Raw genomic sequence first — 15,975 nt, forward strand, 5'->3', positions numbered from 1 at the left:
TTTTCCGGTTCGACGAACAGCCGATCGTGTCAAATTTGGTCTAACAGAGCCATCCAAAAAGTGGTTGAGGGTCCAAATAAAAGTATTGTCACGCTTTCGATAGCTATGAAGAGGGCTACGGGGATTGCTGCAATATATGCCTGTGTGTTCTTCATTATGACCTCCGTGCTCCGCACTCGGGACAGAACTTCTCGGTTCCAGAGAAGCGATATCCACATTCGGAACAGAACTTTGCAGCACTTTGCTGCGAATTGGTATCCGCAGGGATGGGCTGCGTCGCGGACGTGCCGGTGGCTTGTGAGAGTGCATCGGTCATAACTGACCCCATGGTCCCGCCGACACCGGCCATTACGCCCAGACCAATTCCCATGTTTGCGTATTCGCCAGTCGCTTCGTTTTGGGCCATCTTTTCGGCAACATCGAAGCTGCGTTCCTGTTGATAGGTATAGCCTTCGATTTGCCGTTTTTCTGCGCGCGCTTTTGCGGAGATTACGGTGCGCTGCGCCGCAGTTTCTTGTTCGATAATGCTGACCTGTTGTTTTATCTGTGCTTCGCGTACGTCGGCATATTGCTTGAAATGGAGGTCCTTAAACTTCTCGTATACCGGATCACCTTCGGGTTTGACGATGGCGGTGACCAGCATTTGCGTTAATGAGAGGCCGTATGCGGCAAAGTCGGGAAGCAGCTTGTTCTTAAGCGAGTCGGATAACTCTTCAAGGTGTGCATCAAGTTCGAAAATGGAGAGTTTTTGTTCGGTAATTACTTGTGCCAGATGAGTTTTTACTCGAGTTTGCAGGAAAGCTTTGAAATAGCTGATCAGCTTGTCCTGGGAGAGCAAAGCTTCGGTTCCAACAAGCTTGAGAAGGAGCCTGCGGGGCTCTTTTACAGCAAGAGCCATCTCTCCGGACGCCCCGAGCGAGAGCGGAAATCCATAAGTCGGTTCCATGAACTGAATCTTGGAATTGGTTCCCCAGCGTATGCCCATCTGCTCGATGAGGTTAACAAAGTAGACTTCTGAGTGAAACGGGCTGACACCACCGGTCGTTATCTTCGAAATGCCGTTCAGTAACGGTAGATTTTGAGTCTCAAGTTCATGCCTGCCTGGTCCAAACGAATCCAGGGCCTGTCCATTAAGGAAGAAAATTGCTTCTTGGGTCTCGTGAACAATGAGTTGCGAGCCCGTATTGAAGTCTTCTGAGGGGTGTTTCCAGATAAAAGTTTGGTTATTGCCCTCATATTTGATGACATCCGTGATGCTCATAGTCCTCCTGCTTCCATGGTTAGTGATGTGGATTTGCTAAGATAGCCGCCGTTGCTACGACGGCAAAAGAAGTGCTGAGACCCAGGCGCAGGATGTCGCCGGGGTACAGCTGGGCGGGTGCGCCGGAGCTGATGTCGAGTTCGCTGTTATCGGCTGTTCGAATCAGATGCGTGCCGTTGGTCGAACCGAGGTCTTGTGCGTACCAAGCATTGTTCTCGGCGAAGATGCGGAGATGCTTGGCGGAGACATCCAGCCCAACATCGGTGACAGCGCCGTCTTCGAGTGCGAGCGCTCCGATGATGGAGCCCATGGTAGAAGGCTCAATGACATAAGGGCCCCCGACGACGAGTTCGTTGTCGATCCTGATAAGGCCGATCGCACGTTCGGTGCCCGTTTGTTTTAAATCGCATGGACAGAAAGAAATACTTGAGGGGGTAAACGACCTGACGTTCTCTGCGAATTCAAAGCGGTCCCTGATGTACGCGATAGCACGGGCCGGATCGCACCAACAGGCGGTCGAAACAACGAGCGTGATTGAGATAAGAGCCCTGTCATCTTTGTCTGGCTGGCTGCTGACGAGGCGCGAGGCGGCGTTCCGGTAAAGGAGCCCATTACGCCCACAGGCACCGAGCGCTTGAGCCATCGTGTCAGTCGCTGCCGCAATCATGGTATAGATGTCGGCGTTCGAATACCCTTTTTCCCGTAGCTTGTGCAGGATTTGATTCGATGCGCAGGACCAGTCGGCAAAGTAGCGATCTTCTAGGGAGCCCGGCTGCGAGTGCACAATCGTGCGCGAAAGCCAGCTGGTGTCCTGTGCCATTTGGGCGGTAGGCTGTCCATTTGTTAACGGCAGATCGGATAGTAACAGTTCGGCAAATGCGCGATGGCTCAGGGTAAATGAAGTCTTGAACAGGGAGAACATGACCTCGAGCGGTGTTTGCCGTCTTGGCATGACATTCTCCCTTCCTTGAACTTATTCGCTAAATAAAGGATAAGGGTGCCACTAGCCGATTTTACTGTGCAACAAATTGCATGTCGGTGAGCGGTCACGCCACCTGATGCATTTGCTCCAGCATGAGAACTGGTTATCTTAGGGGCGCTATGCGGTCGCGTTTTGATTAGGATGGCACGACTCAGCCGCCCTTCGGGAAGCTGTGTCCCGGAATGGGCGCTCAGAGTGGGATGCAGTTTCCGCAAGGAGGTCCTGGGGGAAACCGTGCCCCGTTCTGATCCGAAATACTGGGACATAGTTTCCCTTTCATAACAGGAGAAGGCGCGCTGTCTGCAGTTGATTCAGACGGCGCGCCTTTTTGGTTGAGCTATGTTGAAGCTTGAAGCCAAAGCTTGTGGCTCCTTAGGAGCGGGCGGCTCCGTCGACGGGGAGCACGGCGCCCGTGACGTAGGAGGACATGTCGCTCGCCAGGAAAACAAAGGCGTTGGCGACATCCTCGGGCTCGCCCATGCGACCCAGCGGAATGGTGGCGATGATGGGCTTGATGACCTCTTCGGGCAGGTTGGCGACCATGTCGGTCTTAGTCACGCCGGGGGCGACGGCGTTGACGCGGATGCCCATGGGAGCGAGCTCGCGCGAGAGCGACTGGACCATACCGTTGACGGCAAACTTGGACGTGGGGTAACCGACGCCGGAGGGCTGGCCGTACTTGGCGACCATCGAGCTTGTGGTAGTGATGGTGCCGCCGTGGCCGGCCTCGGTCATGATCTTGGCGGCAGCCTGGTGGCCATTAAAGACGGCGACGACGTTAAGGTCCATGACCTTTGCGAACTCCTCGGCCGTGTAGTCCAAGAGGGGTGAACGCTGGGAGATACCGGCATTGTTGACGACCGTGTCCAAGCCGCCCATGTCGGCTGCAGTCTGCGTAAAGGCCTCAGTCACGGCCTCGAGCGAGGTGAGATCGCAGGAGCGACCCCAGACCTTGGCGTCGGGATAGGCGGCTGTCAGCTTCTCAACGGCCGTGTCGGCAGTCTCTTGGCGCGAGCCAAAGACGGTGACGGCAGCGCCTTCCTCGATAAAACGGCAGGCGATGGCATAGCCGATACCGCGTGTGCCTCCGGTGATGATTGCTTTCTTGCCCTCGAGCAACATGGTGCTTCCTCTCATCGCGGGCGGACATTCGCAACACAGCGTAGCCGTAACCGGAATCGGCCGTGTTTGCATATCGGTGAACGGTAGCCCGCGTTACCGATGAGCGGCTCGCGCAAATGTGCTCTGCCGTTGTGCTTAGGGCAGGTGACAAAAGGGCTCCCGTCCCACATCGGACGGGAGCCCTCAAGGCGCGTATTGCTAGGCGAGCGTTGGGCTAGTTCGCCATGACGCCTTCGGTCCAAGCTTCAACGTCCTCGATGCGCAGGACGTTGGCGACCTCGGCCACGCAGTCGACGCTGGCAAGCTCGGCGGCGGCAGCCTGGACGTCCTTCTCGAGCGCGCGGTGCGTTAGGAAGATGACCGAGCAGGCATCGCTGACGCCCGATTTGCCGTCCTCGACCTGGTTGATGAGCGAGATCGAGATGTTGTGCTTGGCAAAGATGTCGACCGTCTCGGACAGGGCGCCCACGCGGTCGGCGACTTTCAGGCGCACATAGTACTTGGTCTGGAGCTCGTCCATGGGCTTAAAGGCGAGGTTGTGACCATAGGGCTCAATCTCGGGCAGCGGAGCAACGCCGCGGCTGATCTGCTCGGAGAGCGACAGGATGTCGCCCACGACGGCACTCGCGGTGGGGAAGGAGCCTGCGCCGGCACCGTAGAACATGGTCTCGCCCACGGCGTCGCCTACCACGTAGACAGCGTTCATGGCGCCGTTGACCTTGGCGAGCATGTGGTCGGCGGGGATCAGCGTGGGATGCACGCGGACGTCGACGCCGGCGTCGGTGTTGCGTGCGATGCCCAGCAGCTTGATGGTGTAGCCGAGCTCGCGGGCCTGGGCGATGTCCTCGGCGCCGATGGTACGGATACCCTGCTGGTAGACATCGTCGGTGGTCACGCGGGTGCCAAAGCCGATGGAAGCGAGGATTGCCGTCTTGCTGGCGGCGTCGAAGCCGTCGACGTCGGCGGACGGGTCGGCCTCGGCATAGCCCTTAGCCTGGGCGTCGGCGAGCACGTCAGCGTAATCGGCGCCCTCGGCGTCCATGCGCGACAGGATGTAGTTGGTGGTGCCGTTGAGGATGCCGGCGATGGTCAGGATCTTGTTACCCACCAGGTCGTGCTCGAGCGTGCTGACAATGGGGATGCCGCCACCGCAGCTGGCCTCGCACTTAATCTGCACGCCGCACGCACGTGCCTTCTCGGCAAGCGTCTCGACATGGCGGCCCAGCAGGGCCTTGTTGGCGGAGACGACATGCTTGCCGTTCTCGAAGGCAGTGGTGAAGATCTCGGTTGCGGGATGCTCGCCGCCAATCAGCTCGACGACGATGTCGACGGCGGGGTCGGTGACGACATCGTGCCAGTCGCTCGTAAAGGCCTCGCGCTCAATGCCTGCCGCCTCGGCCTGCTCCCAAGCAAGCGCGCAGGCGCGGGTCAGCTTAAGGTCGATGCCGTAGGCTGCCAGGTACTCATCGTGGTGGCTCTTGATCAGACGGGCCACGCCGCCGCCGACGGTTCCCAGACCGATCAGACCGACGTTCACGGTGCGCAGGGGTTCGCTCATAGATAACTCCTTCGTGCATCTTATGGATGGATAAACCGCTTAAAGGTTGAGTGCATTCTAGCGTGAACCGGGGGCGCGTGCTCGCCAGGCAACAGGAGCCGCACAAAACGGCACCCCCGAAACGCTGCGGAAACATTGGAAACACGCTCGCTACAAACGGACTTCCGTAACAAACTGTCAACGTTTGCGCCATAAGGTTTGCCCTGTACCGCAAGACGGCCGCACCGCGGCCAGCGAAAAAAGGGGGACACCATGTTCAACATCAACAGCACGCTCAGCCGTAGGAACTTTCTCGCCGGCGCTGCGGCGCTCGGCAGCACCGCAGCACTCGCTGGTTGCTCGTCGGGTGGCTCGGACGGCGGCACCGCCGATGACGGCAAGACCTTCAAGATCGGTGTCATCGGCCCTCTGACCGGCGCCGCGGCAACCTATGGCGTTTCGGCCGAGAAGGGTGCCAAGCTTGCCGCCAAGGATTTCTCGACCAAGGACCTCAAACTCTCGCTTAAGTCCGAGGATGACGTCGCCGACGGCGAGAAGGCTATCAACGCCTTCAATACCCTGTGCGACTGGGGCATGCAGGCGCTCGTCGGCCCCGTCACGACTGGTGCCGCCGTCGCTGTCTCGGGCGAGATCGCCGACGATATGCTCATGGTCACGCCTTCGGCCTCGTCGCTCGACGTGACCAAGGATAAGACAACGGTCTTTCAGGTTTGCTTCACCGATCCCACCATGGGTGCCAGCGCCGCGAAGTTCTTGGCCGAGAAGTATGCAGACGCCAAGATCGCCCTGTTCTACAACTCCGGCGATACGTACAGCTCGGGTGTTGCCGATGCCTTTGCCGAGCAGGCCAAGGAGTCCAAACTTGATATCGTCGATACCGAGACCTTTAAGGACGACTCCTCCACGAGCTTTACCAACCAGCTCACCAAGGCCAAGGAGGCCGGCGCCACGCTCATCTTTGCGCCGATCTACTACACGCCGGCGTCCGTTTTGCTCAAGAACGCCAAGGACATGGGATACGACATGACCCTCATGGGTACCGACGGCATGGACGGCCTGCTCTCCGTTGAGGGCTTCGACACCTCCCTTGCCGAGGGCGTGCTGCTCATGACCCCGTTCTCTGCCGACGATGAGAAGAACGCCGACTTCGTCAAGGCATATAAGGACGCCTACGACGAGACGCCTAACCAGTTTGCCGCCGATGCCTATGACTGCGTCCATGCGATTGTCGAGGCTATCGATAAGGCAGACATCGACATCACGGCCGACGGCGCCGACATTGCCGGCGATCTTGCCAAGGCCATGCGCAAGATCAAGATCGAGGGCCTGACGGGCGAGCTCACGTGGAACGACGAGGGCCAAGTCGAGAAGCCCGCCACAGCCTATGTGATCCAGGACGGCAAGTACATCGCCGCCTAAGTGCGCAAAAGTGCGACCGGTGAGGCCGTTTTATTCAGGGCAGGGACGCTTGTAACGGAATGGAAACATTACTTTCACACAATAAAGTGGCTAAACTGCATAAACCAATAGAAATACGCATAATTATGGATAAACGGACAAAACAAAAGAAAAGTTGAAATAATCGCCACTTTTCTCAACTAAAGCGTCTACTATTTTGCGAACGCCGAACACGGCGAAGGATGGCCTGTTGGGTAACCGAAACCCGACGAGATTTGAGAGGAGAGCCGCATGTCGAGCCTCACCGGTAAGTCATTGAACCCTGTTATGAATCGCAGGAGCGTTATCGCGAGCGCAGCAGGTCTGGGGGCGATGTCTATTCTAGCTGGCTGCTCCTCCAACGGCGGCGACAGCGGTTCCGCTTCGGGCGACGCTTCGTTTAAGATCGGCACCATCGGCCCGCTGACCGGCGCCAACGCGTCCTACGGCAAGTCCGTTACCCAGGGTGTCGAGCTTGGCTGCAAGGATTTCTCGACCAAGGAGCTGCCGCTTGCCAGCAAGGCCGAGGATGACCAGGCCGACGGCGAGAAGGCCGTCAACGCCTTTAACACCCTGCTCGACTGGGGCATGCAGGCCCTCGTCGGCCCGACCACCACGGGTGCGTCGGTTGCCGTTGCCGCCGAGTGCGGTAACGACCCCGAGACGTTCATGATCACTCCGTCCGCGTCCTCCGAGGACGTCACCAAGGGCAAGGATTGCGTCTTCCAGGTTTGCTTTACCGATCCCAACCAGGGCGTCAACGCTGCCAAGTTCCTGGCGCAGAAGTATGCGGACGAGAAGTTCGTACTGTTCTATAACTCCGGCGACGCCTATTCTTCGGGCATCGCAGATTCCTTTAAGGTTCAGGCCGCTAAATCCAAGCTCGAGATTGTTGACGAGGAGACCTTTAAGGACGACTCCGCCACGAGCTTTACCAACCAGCTCACCAAGGCCAAGCAGGCCGGCGCTACCATGATCTTTGCGCCGATCTACTACACGCCGGCGTCCGTCCTGCTCAAGAACGCCAAGGACATGGGCTACGACGTCAAGATGATGGGCTGCGACGGCATGGACGGCATCCTGGGCGTTGAGGGCTTCGACACCTCTCTTGCCGAGGGTCTGCTGCTCATGACCCCGTTCTCCGCCGACGACGAGAAGAACGCCGACTTCGTCAACGCTTACAAGGATAAGTATGGCGAGACTCCGGACCAGTTTGCCGCCGACGCTTACGACGGCGTGCACGCGGTGGCCGAGGCCCTCGAGGAGGCCGGTCTTGGTGTCGACGCCGACCCGACCGAGGTCGCCAAGAAGCTGCCTAAGGCTATGCTCAAGATTACCGTTGACGGTCTGACCGGCAAGCTCACCTGGAACGATAAGGGCCAGGTCCAGAAGGAGCCCACGGCGTACGTCATCACCGACGGCAAGTACGTACAGGCCTAATAAGCCGCCTTACATAGAGCGGTTTTGATCCCAAGCAGGGGAGGTTTTGGCCTTCCCTGCTTGCTTGGTATCTAGGGACAGTGTAACGTCCCTGTTTCATACATTAACTGGAAACCTATTCGAAAGGGGGATGTGGAACATGACGGTCTTTATCCAATACCTGGTCAACGGCCTGTCCATGGGCAGCGTCTACGCCATCATCGCGTTGGGCTACACCATGGTCTATGGCATCGCCAAGATGCTGAACTTCGCTCACGGCGACGTTATCATGGTCGGTGCCTATGTCTCGTTCTGCGCCACGTCGTATCTCGGCCTCCCGGGCTGGGCATCTGTAATTCTCTCTTGTGTGGTCTGTACCGTTCTCGGTGTTCTCATCGAGGGTCTGGCATACAAGCCGCTGCGTCAGGCGGGGCCGCTGGCCGTTTTGATCACGGCCATCGGCGTGTCTTACTTCCTGCAGAACGCCGCGCAGCTTCTGTGGGGCGCCACGCCCAAGAACTTCACTTCGCTCGTCACCTTCCAGGTGCCGGAGTTCTTGGCCAAGTTCAATGTAAGCGCCGTATCGCTCGTCACCATCGTCGCCTGCCTGGTTATCATGGCCGGCCTGATGTTCTTTACAGGTAAGACCAAGATGGGCAAGGCAATGCGTGCCGTGTCCGAGGACAAAGCCGCCGCTCAGCTCATGGGCATCAACGTCAACCGCACCATCTCGATGACGTTTGCTATCGGCTCCGCCCTTGCTGCCATCGCCGGTGTGCTCCTGTGCTCCTACTCGCCGGTCCTGCAGCCCACCACGGGCGCCATGCCTGGCATCAAGGCCTTCGACGCTGCCGTTTTCGGCGGCATCGGCTCCATCTCCGGTGCCTTTGTCGGTGGCATTCTCATCGGCATCATCGAGGCGATGGCGCAGGCCTACATTTCCACGAGCCTTGCCAACTCCATCGTCTTTGGTGTTTTGATCATCGTCCTGCTCGTCAAGCCTGCCGGCCTCTTGGGCAAGTACGTCCCCGAGAAGGTGTAGGTGAGCGTTATGAAGTTTCTTAAAGACAAGCAGACGCGTCACGACTTTGTTACGTACGCCATGTGCCTTGTGGCGTTCGCCATCGTGTTCTTTATGCAGTCCAACCACATGATTCCGCGCATGATCGCCGGTCAGCTGGTTCCCATCACGGCCTATATCGTCATGGCCATCTCCCTCAACCTCGTCGTCGGCATCGCGGGCGACTTGTCGCTGGGCCACGCGGGCTTTATGAGCGTCGGCGCCTACACGGGCATCGTCACCGCGGTCGCCCTCGAGAGCGCCGTTCCCTCCGATCCGGTGCGCCTTATCATCAGCATCGTGGTCGGCGCCATCGCTGCCGCTATCCTGGGCTTCTTGATCGGCATCCCGGTCCTTCGCCTGAGCGGCGATTACCTGGCTATCGTGACGCTGGCCTTTGGCGAGATTATCAAAGAGATCGTCACCTGTCTCATTGTGGGCGTCGATTCCCGCGGCCTGCACGTGATCTTTAACATCACGGGTAACTCCACAATCGACGATCTGCACCTGCTCGAGGACGGTACCGCCATCATCAAGGGCGCCCAGGGCGCCTCGGGCGTGTCGACGTACTCGACCTTCCTCGCCGGTGCCATCCTGGTCATGGTTGCGCTCGTGATCGTACTCAACCTGGTTCGCAGCCGTACCGGCCGTGCCATTATGGCCGTGCGCGACAACAAGATCGCTGCCGAGTCCGTGGGCATCTCCGTCACCGAGTACCGCATGATCGCCTTCGTGGTTTCCGCCGCTCTCGCCGGCGCTGCCGGAGCCCTCTTCGGCGGTAACTTCTCGCAGCTTTCCGCTACCAAGTTCGACTTCAACACGTCCATCCTCATCCTGGTGTTCGTGGTCCTGGGCGGTCTGGGCAATATGCGCGGCTCCGTCATCGCGGCGGCGTTGCTCACAGTGCTTCCCGAGCTGCTCCGTCAGTTCTCGGACTACCGCATGCTCATCTACGCCATCGTGCTGATCCTGGTCATGATCTTTACCAACAACCCGCAGCTCAAGGCGTTCTTCGCACGCATTAAGGACCGCTTTGCTTCCAAGAAGGAGGTGGCAGTCGATGCCCAGTAAGTTTGAGTTCAACAAGGGCAAGATGGTCCCGTATCCTTCTGGCGCCATCGTTCCCGATCGCGACCTGGGCCAGCGCCCGGCGCTCGAGTGCATCCACTTGGGCATTGAATTTGGCGGCCTTAAGGCAGTAGACGACTTTAGCCTGACCATCGGTAAGACCGAGATCGCCGGTTTGATCGGCCCTAACGGTGCCGGTAAGACCACGGTCTTCAACCTGCTCACCAAGGTGTACCAGCCCACGCACGGCACCATCCTGCTCGACGGCGAGGACACCTCGGGCAAGTCGGTCTATCAGGTCAACCGCATGGGTATTGCCCGTACATTCCAGAACATTCGCCTGTTCAACACCATGACGGTGGAGGATAACGTTAAGGTCGGCCTGCATAACCAGGAGCGCTACTCCGGCTTTGAGGGCGTGCTGCGCCTGCCGACGTATTGGAAGCACGAGAAGGCCGCCCACGAGCGCGCCATGGAGCTGCTGTCCATCTTTGATATGGAGCACCTGGCAAACGAGCAGGCCGGATCGCTGCCATACGGCGCTCAGCGTCGTCTGGAGATTGTCCGCGCGCTTGCCACCAACCCCAAGCTACTGCTGCTCGACGAGCCTGCCGCCGGCATGAACCCGTCCGAGACCGCGGAGCTCATGGAGAACATTGTCAAGATCCGCGACACCTTTGGCATTGCCATCATGCTTATCGAGCATGACATGTCGCTCGTCATGAACATCTGCGAGGGCATCTGCGTGCTCAACTTTGGCAAGGTCATCGCCAAGGGTACGGCCGAGGAGATCCAGAATAACGACGCTGTTATCGAGGCGTATCTGGGCAAGCAGGATAAGGGGGAGAACTAAATGGCAGAGCCGATGCTTTCCGTCTACAACATCAACGTCTGGTACGGCGCCATCCACGCCATCAAGGACATCTCCTTTAACGTCAACGAGGGCGAGATCGTGGCCCTGATCGGCGCGAACGGCGCCGGCAAGTCCACGACGCTTAAGACCGTCTCGGGCCTGCTGCGTTCCAAGACCGGCTCCATCAAGTTTATGGGCGAGGACATTACCCATACGCCTGCCGATAAACTGGTGGGCAAGGGCCTGGCCCAGGTGCCCGAGGGCCGTCGCGCCTTTTTGCAGATGACGGTCGAGGAGAACCTGGAGATGGGCGCCTACACGCAGCCCAAGTCCACGGTGGCTCCGGGCCTTGAGCGCGTCTACGAGCAGTTCCCGCGCCTTAAGGAGCGCCGTCGCCAGGTCGCCGGCACCCTTTCGGGCGGCGAGCAGCAGATGCTCGTTATGGGGCGCGCCCTTATGAGCAACCCCAAGCTGCTCATGCTCGATGAGCCTTCCATGGGTCTGGCGCCGATTCTGATTGAGCAGATCTTCCAGATTGTCGAGGACCTGCACAAGGCCGGCACCACGGTGCTTCTGGTCGAGCAGAACGCCCAGATGGCGCTTTCAATCGCCACGCGCGGCTACGTGCTCGAGACCGGCAAGATCACCATGACCGGCAGCGGCCAAGAGCTGCTCCACGACGACAACGTCCGCAAAGCCTACCTGGGCGGCTAGATAGTTACGCGGTTTTACCAAACCGCGTAACGGCTCGACGCTGCGCGAGCGCCAGAGCGACAACTTGTCATTCAAAGAGGGCGGCATGACCAGAAGGTCAATGCCGCCTCGTTTCAAGGCACCTTGCTCGCTCTGGCGGGCTTTCGCTGTCGTTGCCAAAACATCGACGTTGGGGGTAGTCGTTGGGGACGTTCTTGAATGACTAGTCGTTTAAGAACGTCCCCAACGACTAGGTCAAAAGGCTCCGAGTGCGGCGTGCTCACGCCCGTCGTGGTGTGCCCGAAGGGGGATGGCTGCTACGAGCTCGATCATTTGCGAGTAGAAGACGAACCAGCCGTTGCAGATCCAATATGGATCTCGCCAACCTCGGCAAGCTGCTCGATGAGTGGAAGCCCTGTCGGGTCGTCCATTTCAACACCACCCAGAATGATGGTGTCATCGCGCAGGTCGATCTGCGTGTTGAACACAGCGAGGTTAAAGCCGGAGGCCACAAATCCGATAGCAGCCAGGACGAGCCCCGTGGCAACAAGCCCACCCGCTACGGCAAGGTAAATCTTTTTTACGCTGGACATGTTTGCACTCCTTCCTATGCCGTGAGCGGCGCCGCTTCAGCGCCCATGCGGCTCTTATTGCCTCGATCTTTCCAGAAGGGCGAAACGGCTTTCTTCGCCCAAAGGGCAGAGAGGCGCGCGATCTGCTTGGACGCCGTCCAGGCGCCTGCTCCCGTGAGGAGCGCCACACCGATGGAAGCGAATCCCATTCCCATCGAGGCCAAAACGTACGGAACATGCCCGATAATGATGCCGTCCACGGCGAACAGGAGCCCTACCAGGCCCGCGCCCCCGAATGCCGCGGCCACGATCCACACGCAGAGCGCAAGAACCCAAATACAGATGTAGACTGCAGCGGCAACGGCGACGAACGCGAGCAGCAGCGGAATCCATACCGGAGAGCCCACGATGGCGAGCGCCCATAGAAGTGCCGTGCTCTTGCGCTTGGTCCTCGCGATCGCGCGCGGCACGGCGGGCAGTTCGTCGAGCGTTGCCTCGGCGACCTCACCGGGCGTGCCCATGGCGGCCACAGCCTCGGCCTCCGTCATGCCGTCCTCCATACGGTCGGCGATGGCCTCCGCGTAGAACTCCTGCGTTTCCTTTACCTGATCTGCCGGCAGGCAGGCCAGAAGCTCGCCCAGCCGGTTCAAGAACTCATCGCGCGTCATGGTGCGCCCCCTCCACGTAACGGTAGATCTCCTGCACGGATGGCCATTCGGCGAGGAACTCGGCGATACGCTCGCGCCCGGCGTCCGTGATGCGGTAGTACCTCCGCAGCCGCCCGTTGTGTTCGGCGGAGCGCGCGGTGATGCAGCCCGCCTTCTCCAGGCGCTTGAGCAACGGATAGAGCGTGGATTCCGTGAGTCCCATACTCGCGGGCACGTCCTTCACGATCTGATAGCCGTAGGATTCCTCGCCCGAGACGGCCGCGAGCACGCAGGCCTCGAGGAAGCCGCGCTTCATCTGTGCCTCCATCCGCACACCTCCTTTCGTAGTATACTGTGTAACACCTACTATATGACACATAGTATATGATGTCAACAGTTGTCGTATAGGGAGTCTGGTCTGTCTGTCCCCTGCGGGTACTCATTGGGGACGTACTTAAATGAGTGCCCATCGCTCAAGGTGGCACCTGGGGACGTTCCTTATGTGCCGGCACTTTGGGACACTCCTTGTCAAGGTTTTGTTCCATCGTGCGGGTTGCTATTTAACGTGCGACAATGCCGTGTGGAAATAGAAATGTCTTCTGGGGGCTATCTATGCTGTACGAATTTTGCGCCGAGAACTTTGAGCGAGTGCCGGCGGCCATCGAGGCTGGTGCGGGGCGCATTGAGCTGTGTGACAACCTTGCCGTCGGTGGCACCACGCCTTCCGCCGGCGTTATTAGCGCTACAGTCAGTTACGCTCACGAGCATGACGCGCGAGTGATGTGCATGATTCGTCCGCGTGGTGGCGACTTTCATTACAACCAGGACGAGCTGCGCATGATGGAGATGGACCTGGGCCTTGCTGTGAGTGCCGGCGTTGACGGCCTGGTCTTTGGCTGCTGCAAGCCCTGTGCCAGCGGCTGGGCGCTCGACGAGCTCACCCTCGGCGCCCTCGTTATGGCTACGGGCTGCGCGACGGAGGAGTGCAAGCGCGAGCCCCTTGACATCACCTTCCACATGGCATTTGACCAGCTCTCGCCCGAGGTTCAGCTCGATGCGATTGATACACTTGCCGACTGCGGCGTTACGCGCATCCTCACACATGGCGGTGCGGCCGGTACGTCGATCGAGGATAATTTCGATCACCTGGCTCGTTTAATCGAGTATGCGGGCGATCGCTTGACCATCCTTCCCGGCGGCGGCATCACTACGGCAAATCGCGACGCGGTCGTGGCGGCGCTAGGCGTCTCCGAGCTCCATGGCACCAAGATCGTGCCGCTGGGGGTATAACCCGTGGCGCTGGTATTTGACGTCCAGCAGGCGAGCGGCAAGCCCGACGATAATCGTCGCCCTGGCACCGCGTGCCCCTTTTGCGACACGGAGGGGCTCGCCAACATCATCCAGCGCGATGGTGACTGCATCTGGCTCGAGAATAAGTTCAAGACCTTGCGGGCCACCCGTCAGACCGTATTGATCGAGTCGGCCAATCACGACGCCGACCTGGCGACCTATGAACCAGATGAGCTGCATCATGTGATGCGGTTTGCCCTGGGCTGTTGGCAGCAGATGATCGATTCCCAACAGTACCGCAGTGTGCTCATGTACAAGAACAAAGGCCCGCTTTCGGGCGGCAGTCTCGTCCATCCACACATGCAGATTGTGGGCTTGGAACAGGAGGACGGCTATGCGGCGCTGACTTCCGCCAATTTCGAAGGCGTCAATGTCTGGCAACAGGGGAGAGTCTCGGTCAACATCTCAACCGAACCGATCATGGGGTTCTTTGAGGTCAATGTTTCAGTCCCACAGGGAATCGCCGCCAGCGACGACGCCCGCGACCAAGCCGAAGCGGACCTGTTTGCCGATGCGATTCAGGTGGCCCTGCGCTATATCCTGCACGAACACCACGGCGGTCGCGCGGAGTCGTACAACTTGTTCTTCTACCACATGGACGGCCGGACCATTGCCAAGGCGTTGCCACGTTGGGTGGTATCGCCCTACTTCGTGGGCTATCGTCTGGCCCAGGTTAATGCCGAGACCACGCTCGATATCGATGCTGAGCGCCTACGCGCGCATCTGGAAACGCTCGTATAGCAAGGCGAGCGCCTTCGAAAAGTGTGCTGCCTAGCGTGCCATCGCGTCGCGCCCAGCCTTGACCCGCTTGCGCTGTTTGGCGCGCTCCTCGCCGGTTAGGCGCTCAAAGAGGTGCCCGATAATCGAGGCCAGCACCTGCTGAAACAGCGTTCCGCACATGACGGGAAACACGACTTCGCCTGGAAAGTACTGCGTGGCGATGACGGCGCCCGAAGAGATGTTACGCATGCCGCAGGTAAAGCACATGGTAGTCGTCTCGCTATATGGCAGATGCAGCGCGCGGGCGACCAGAATGCCGACGACAAAGCCGCTGATGGCGAAGGTCAAAATAAAGAGGGCGACTTCCAGGCGCACCGCATTCATGTGCAGCACGTACTCGCTCATGGCGGTGGAGTTGGAGGCGATGACACCCATCATCATGAACTTACAGGCGGGCGAAAGCGCGGGGGAGAGTTTCTCGTGTCCCCATCCGCGCGTGAACTCGTTGATCACGATGCCGAGCACGGCGGGGATGGCGATCATAAAGGCCATGTTCTGCATCATGCCCGGAACATCGATTGCAACGGTGGCACCCAGCAGGAGCTTAAGCGTGAGCGGAATCGTGACGGGCGAGATGACCGAGGACGTCAGGATGATGGTGAGCGCGAGCGGGCCGTTGCCGCCGAACATGCTGATCCACATAAAGGCGGTGACTGCCACGGGTACGCTGTACTCGAGCACGATGCCGCAGACAAGGTTTGGGTTGGAACCAAAGAACAACGATCCTGCGGCATAGGCTGCAAGGGGGATGAGCGCCGCCGAGACGAGCAATGCCGCAATCAGATGCAGCGGACGGCGGAACACCTCAGTAACCTGATGGAAAGTGTTGCTGAGCGCACCTTGGAACGTCATAAAGGCAAACAGGGCGGGAACGATTGGCTTGAGCACGCCGATCTGCTGGGGAAAGAGCACGCCGAGCGTAACGCAAATCGGAACGATGACCTGCATGTACCCCGCGAGAAACTTACCCAGTCCAACCCATTGCTTCATATGCTCTTGTGACTCCCTTTGCTCGTGAATCCGTTTTGAATGGATATGCTAGACGCTCGCATGCGTCCGTGTGTCAGAAACGCTTGAATATTTCGAGGCTATTACCGGCATCGTTTACCGAAACCGCGGCGTGCCGCGAGGTTCTGCGTCCGTGCCGCACGGTATAATAAATCCGTTCAACAG

16 protein-coding genes are annotated in these 15,975 nt (G+C 59.0%); 8 read left to right on the top strand and 8 right to left on the bottom strand.

What is annotated here, in order from left to right:
• Positions 1 to 154: 154 nt before the first annotated feature.
• The 4 genes from DWW51_RS09160 to DWW51_RS09175 all read right to left on the bottom strand — a co-directional run bounded on the left by DWW51_RS09160 (position 155) and on the right by DWW51_RS09175 (position 4,923).
• Positions 155 to 1,261 carry an SPFH domain-containing protein gene (locus DWW51_RS09160; protein ID WP_117774286.1) on the bottom strand — a complete coding sequence of 369 codons (1,107 nt, stop codon included), beginning with the start codon at positions 1,259 to 1,261 and terminating at the stop codon, positions 155 to 157.
• A gap of 19 nt (positions 1,262 to 1,280) precedes the next feature.
• Positions 1,281 to 2,213 (bottom strand): FHA domain-containing protein, encoded by a 933-nt coding sequence (locus tag DWW51_RS09165; RefSeq protein WP_117774287.1) that lies wholly within the window; start codon positions 2,211 to 2,213, stop codon positions 1,281 to 1,283.
• Between the two features lie 402 nt (positions 2,214 to 2,615).
• Positions 2,616 to 3,365 (bottom strand): SDR family NAD(P)-dependent oxidoreductase, encoded by a 750-nt coding sequence (locus DWW51_RS09170; RefSeq protein ID WP_117645711.1) that lies wholly within the window; start codon positions 3,363 to 3,365, stop codon positions 2,616 to 2,618.
• 214 nt (positions 3,366 to 3,579) lie between these two features.
• Complete coding sequence (locus DWW51_RS09175) at positions 3,580 to 4,923, bottom strand: homoserine dehydrogenase (RefSeq protein ID WP_117655181.1); 1,344 nt, start codon at positions 4,921 to 4,923, stop codon at positions 3,580 to 3,582.
• A gap of 252 nt (positions 4,924 to 5,175) precedes the next feature.
• Between DWW51_RS09175 and DWW51_RS09180 the strand changes: the two genes are divergently transcribed.
• The 6 genes from DWW51_RS09180 to DWW51_RS09205 all read left to right on the top strand — a co-directional run bounded on the left by DWW51_RS09180 (position 5,176) and on the right by DWW51_RS09205 (position 11,474).
• Complete coding sequence (locus tag DWW51_RS09180; protein ID WP_089573311.1) at positions 5,176 to 6,342, top strand: ABC transporter substrate-binding protein; 1,167 nt, start codon at positions 5,176 to 5,178, stop codon at positions 6,340 to 6,342.
• A 270-nt stretch (positions 6,343 to 6,612) separates the two neighbouring features.
• Entirely contained in the window at positions 6,613 to 7,800 is a 1,188-nt protein-coding gene (locus DWW51_RS09185; protein ID WP_117774288.1) for an ABC transporter substrate-binding protein, read from the top strand.
• A 139-nt stretch (positions 7,801 to 7,939) separates the two neighbouring features.
• Positions 7,940 to 8,821, top strand: a complete 882-nt coding sequence (locus tag DWW51_RS09190) for a branched-chain amino acid ABC transporter permease (RefSeq protein ID WP_117774289.1) — start codon at positions 7,940 to 7,942, stop codon at positions 8,819 to 8,821.
• 9 nt (positions 8,822 to 8,830) lie between these two features.
• Positions 8,831 to 9,910, top strand: coding sequence for a branched-chain amino acid ABC transporter permease (locus DWW51_RS09195; protein WP_117774290.1), 1,080 nt, complete (start codon positions 8,831 to 8,833; stop codon positions 9,908 to 9,910).
• Complete coding sequence (locus DWW51_RS09200; RefSeq protein WP_089573307.1) at positions 9,900 to 10,760, top strand: ABC transporter ATP-binding protein; 861 nt, start codon at positions 9,900 to 9,902, stop codon at positions 10,758 to 10,760. The genes DWW51_RS09195 and DWW51_RS09200 overlap by 11 nt, the downstream gene beginning before the upstream one ends.
• Before the next feature lie 12 nt (positions 10,761 to 10,772).
• Entirely contained in the window at positions 10,773 to 11,474 is a 702-nt protein-coding gene (locus DWW51_RS09205; protein WP_117774297.1) for an ABC transporter ATP-binding protein, read from the top strand.
• Positions 11,475 to 11,782: 308 nt separating this feature from the next.
• Here DWW51_RS09205 and DWW51_RS09210 read toward each other — a convergent pair whose 3' ends face one another.
• From DWW51_RS09210 to DWW51_RS09220, 3 genes are read right to left on the bottom strand one after another with little or no spacing between them, the layout of a single operon-like run.
• A complete protein-coding gene (locus DWW51_RS09210) occupies positions 11,783 to 12,046 on the bottom strand; it encodes a hypothetical protein (protein WP_117734502.1) in 264 nt (87 codons plus the stop codon).
• 14 nt (positions 12,047 to 12,060) lie between these two features.
• Positions 12,061 to 12,693, bottom strand: coding sequence for a DUF1700 domain-containing protein (locus tag DWW51_RS09215; protein WP_117655177.1), 633 nt, complete (start codon positions 12,691 to 12,693; stop codon positions 12,061 to 12,063).
• Positions 12,680 to 13,000, bottom strand: a complete 321-nt coding sequence (locus tag DWW51_RS09220; RefSeq protein ID WP_187362357.1) for a PadR family transcriptional regulator — start codon at positions 12,998 to 13,000, stop codon at positions 12,680 to 12,682. The genes DWW51_RS09215 and DWW51_RS09220 overlap by 14 nt, the downstream gene beginning before the upstream one ends.
• Positions 13,001 to 13,284: 284 nt before the next feature.
• Between DWW51_RS09220 and DWW51_RS09225 the strand changes: the two genes are divergently transcribed.
• Positions 13,285 to 13,962 (top strand): copper homeostasis protein CutC, encoded by a 678-nt coding sequence (locus tag DWW51_RS09225; protein WP_117774291.1) that lies wholly within the window; start codon positions 13,285 to 13,287, stop codon positions 13,960 to 13,962.
• Between the two features lie 3 nt (positions 13,963 to 13,965).
• Complete coding sequence (locus DWW51_RS09230) at positions 13,966 to 14,763, top strand: DUF4931 domain-containing protein (protein ID WP_117774292.1); 798 nt, start codon at positions 13,966 to 13,968, stop codon at positions 14,761 to 14,763.
• A gap of 30 nt (positions 14,764 to 14,793) precedes the next feature.
• On the opposite strand, the gene DWW51_RS09235 is transcribed toward DWW51_RS09230, so the two are convergent.
• Complete coding sequence (locus DWW51_RS09235; protein ID WP_117774293.1) at positions 14,794 to 15,792, bottom strand: bile acid:sodium symporter family protein; 999 nt, start codon at positions 15,790 to 15,792, stop codon at positions 14,794 to 14,796.
• Positions 15,793 to 15,975 lie beyond the last annotated feature (183 nt).

Source organism: Collinsella sp. AF15-51, assembly GCF_003462845.1.
In the GTDB taxonomy this organism is placed as follows: domain Bacteria; phylum Actinomycetota; class Coriobacteriia; order Coriobacteriales; family Coriobacteriaceae; genus Collinsella.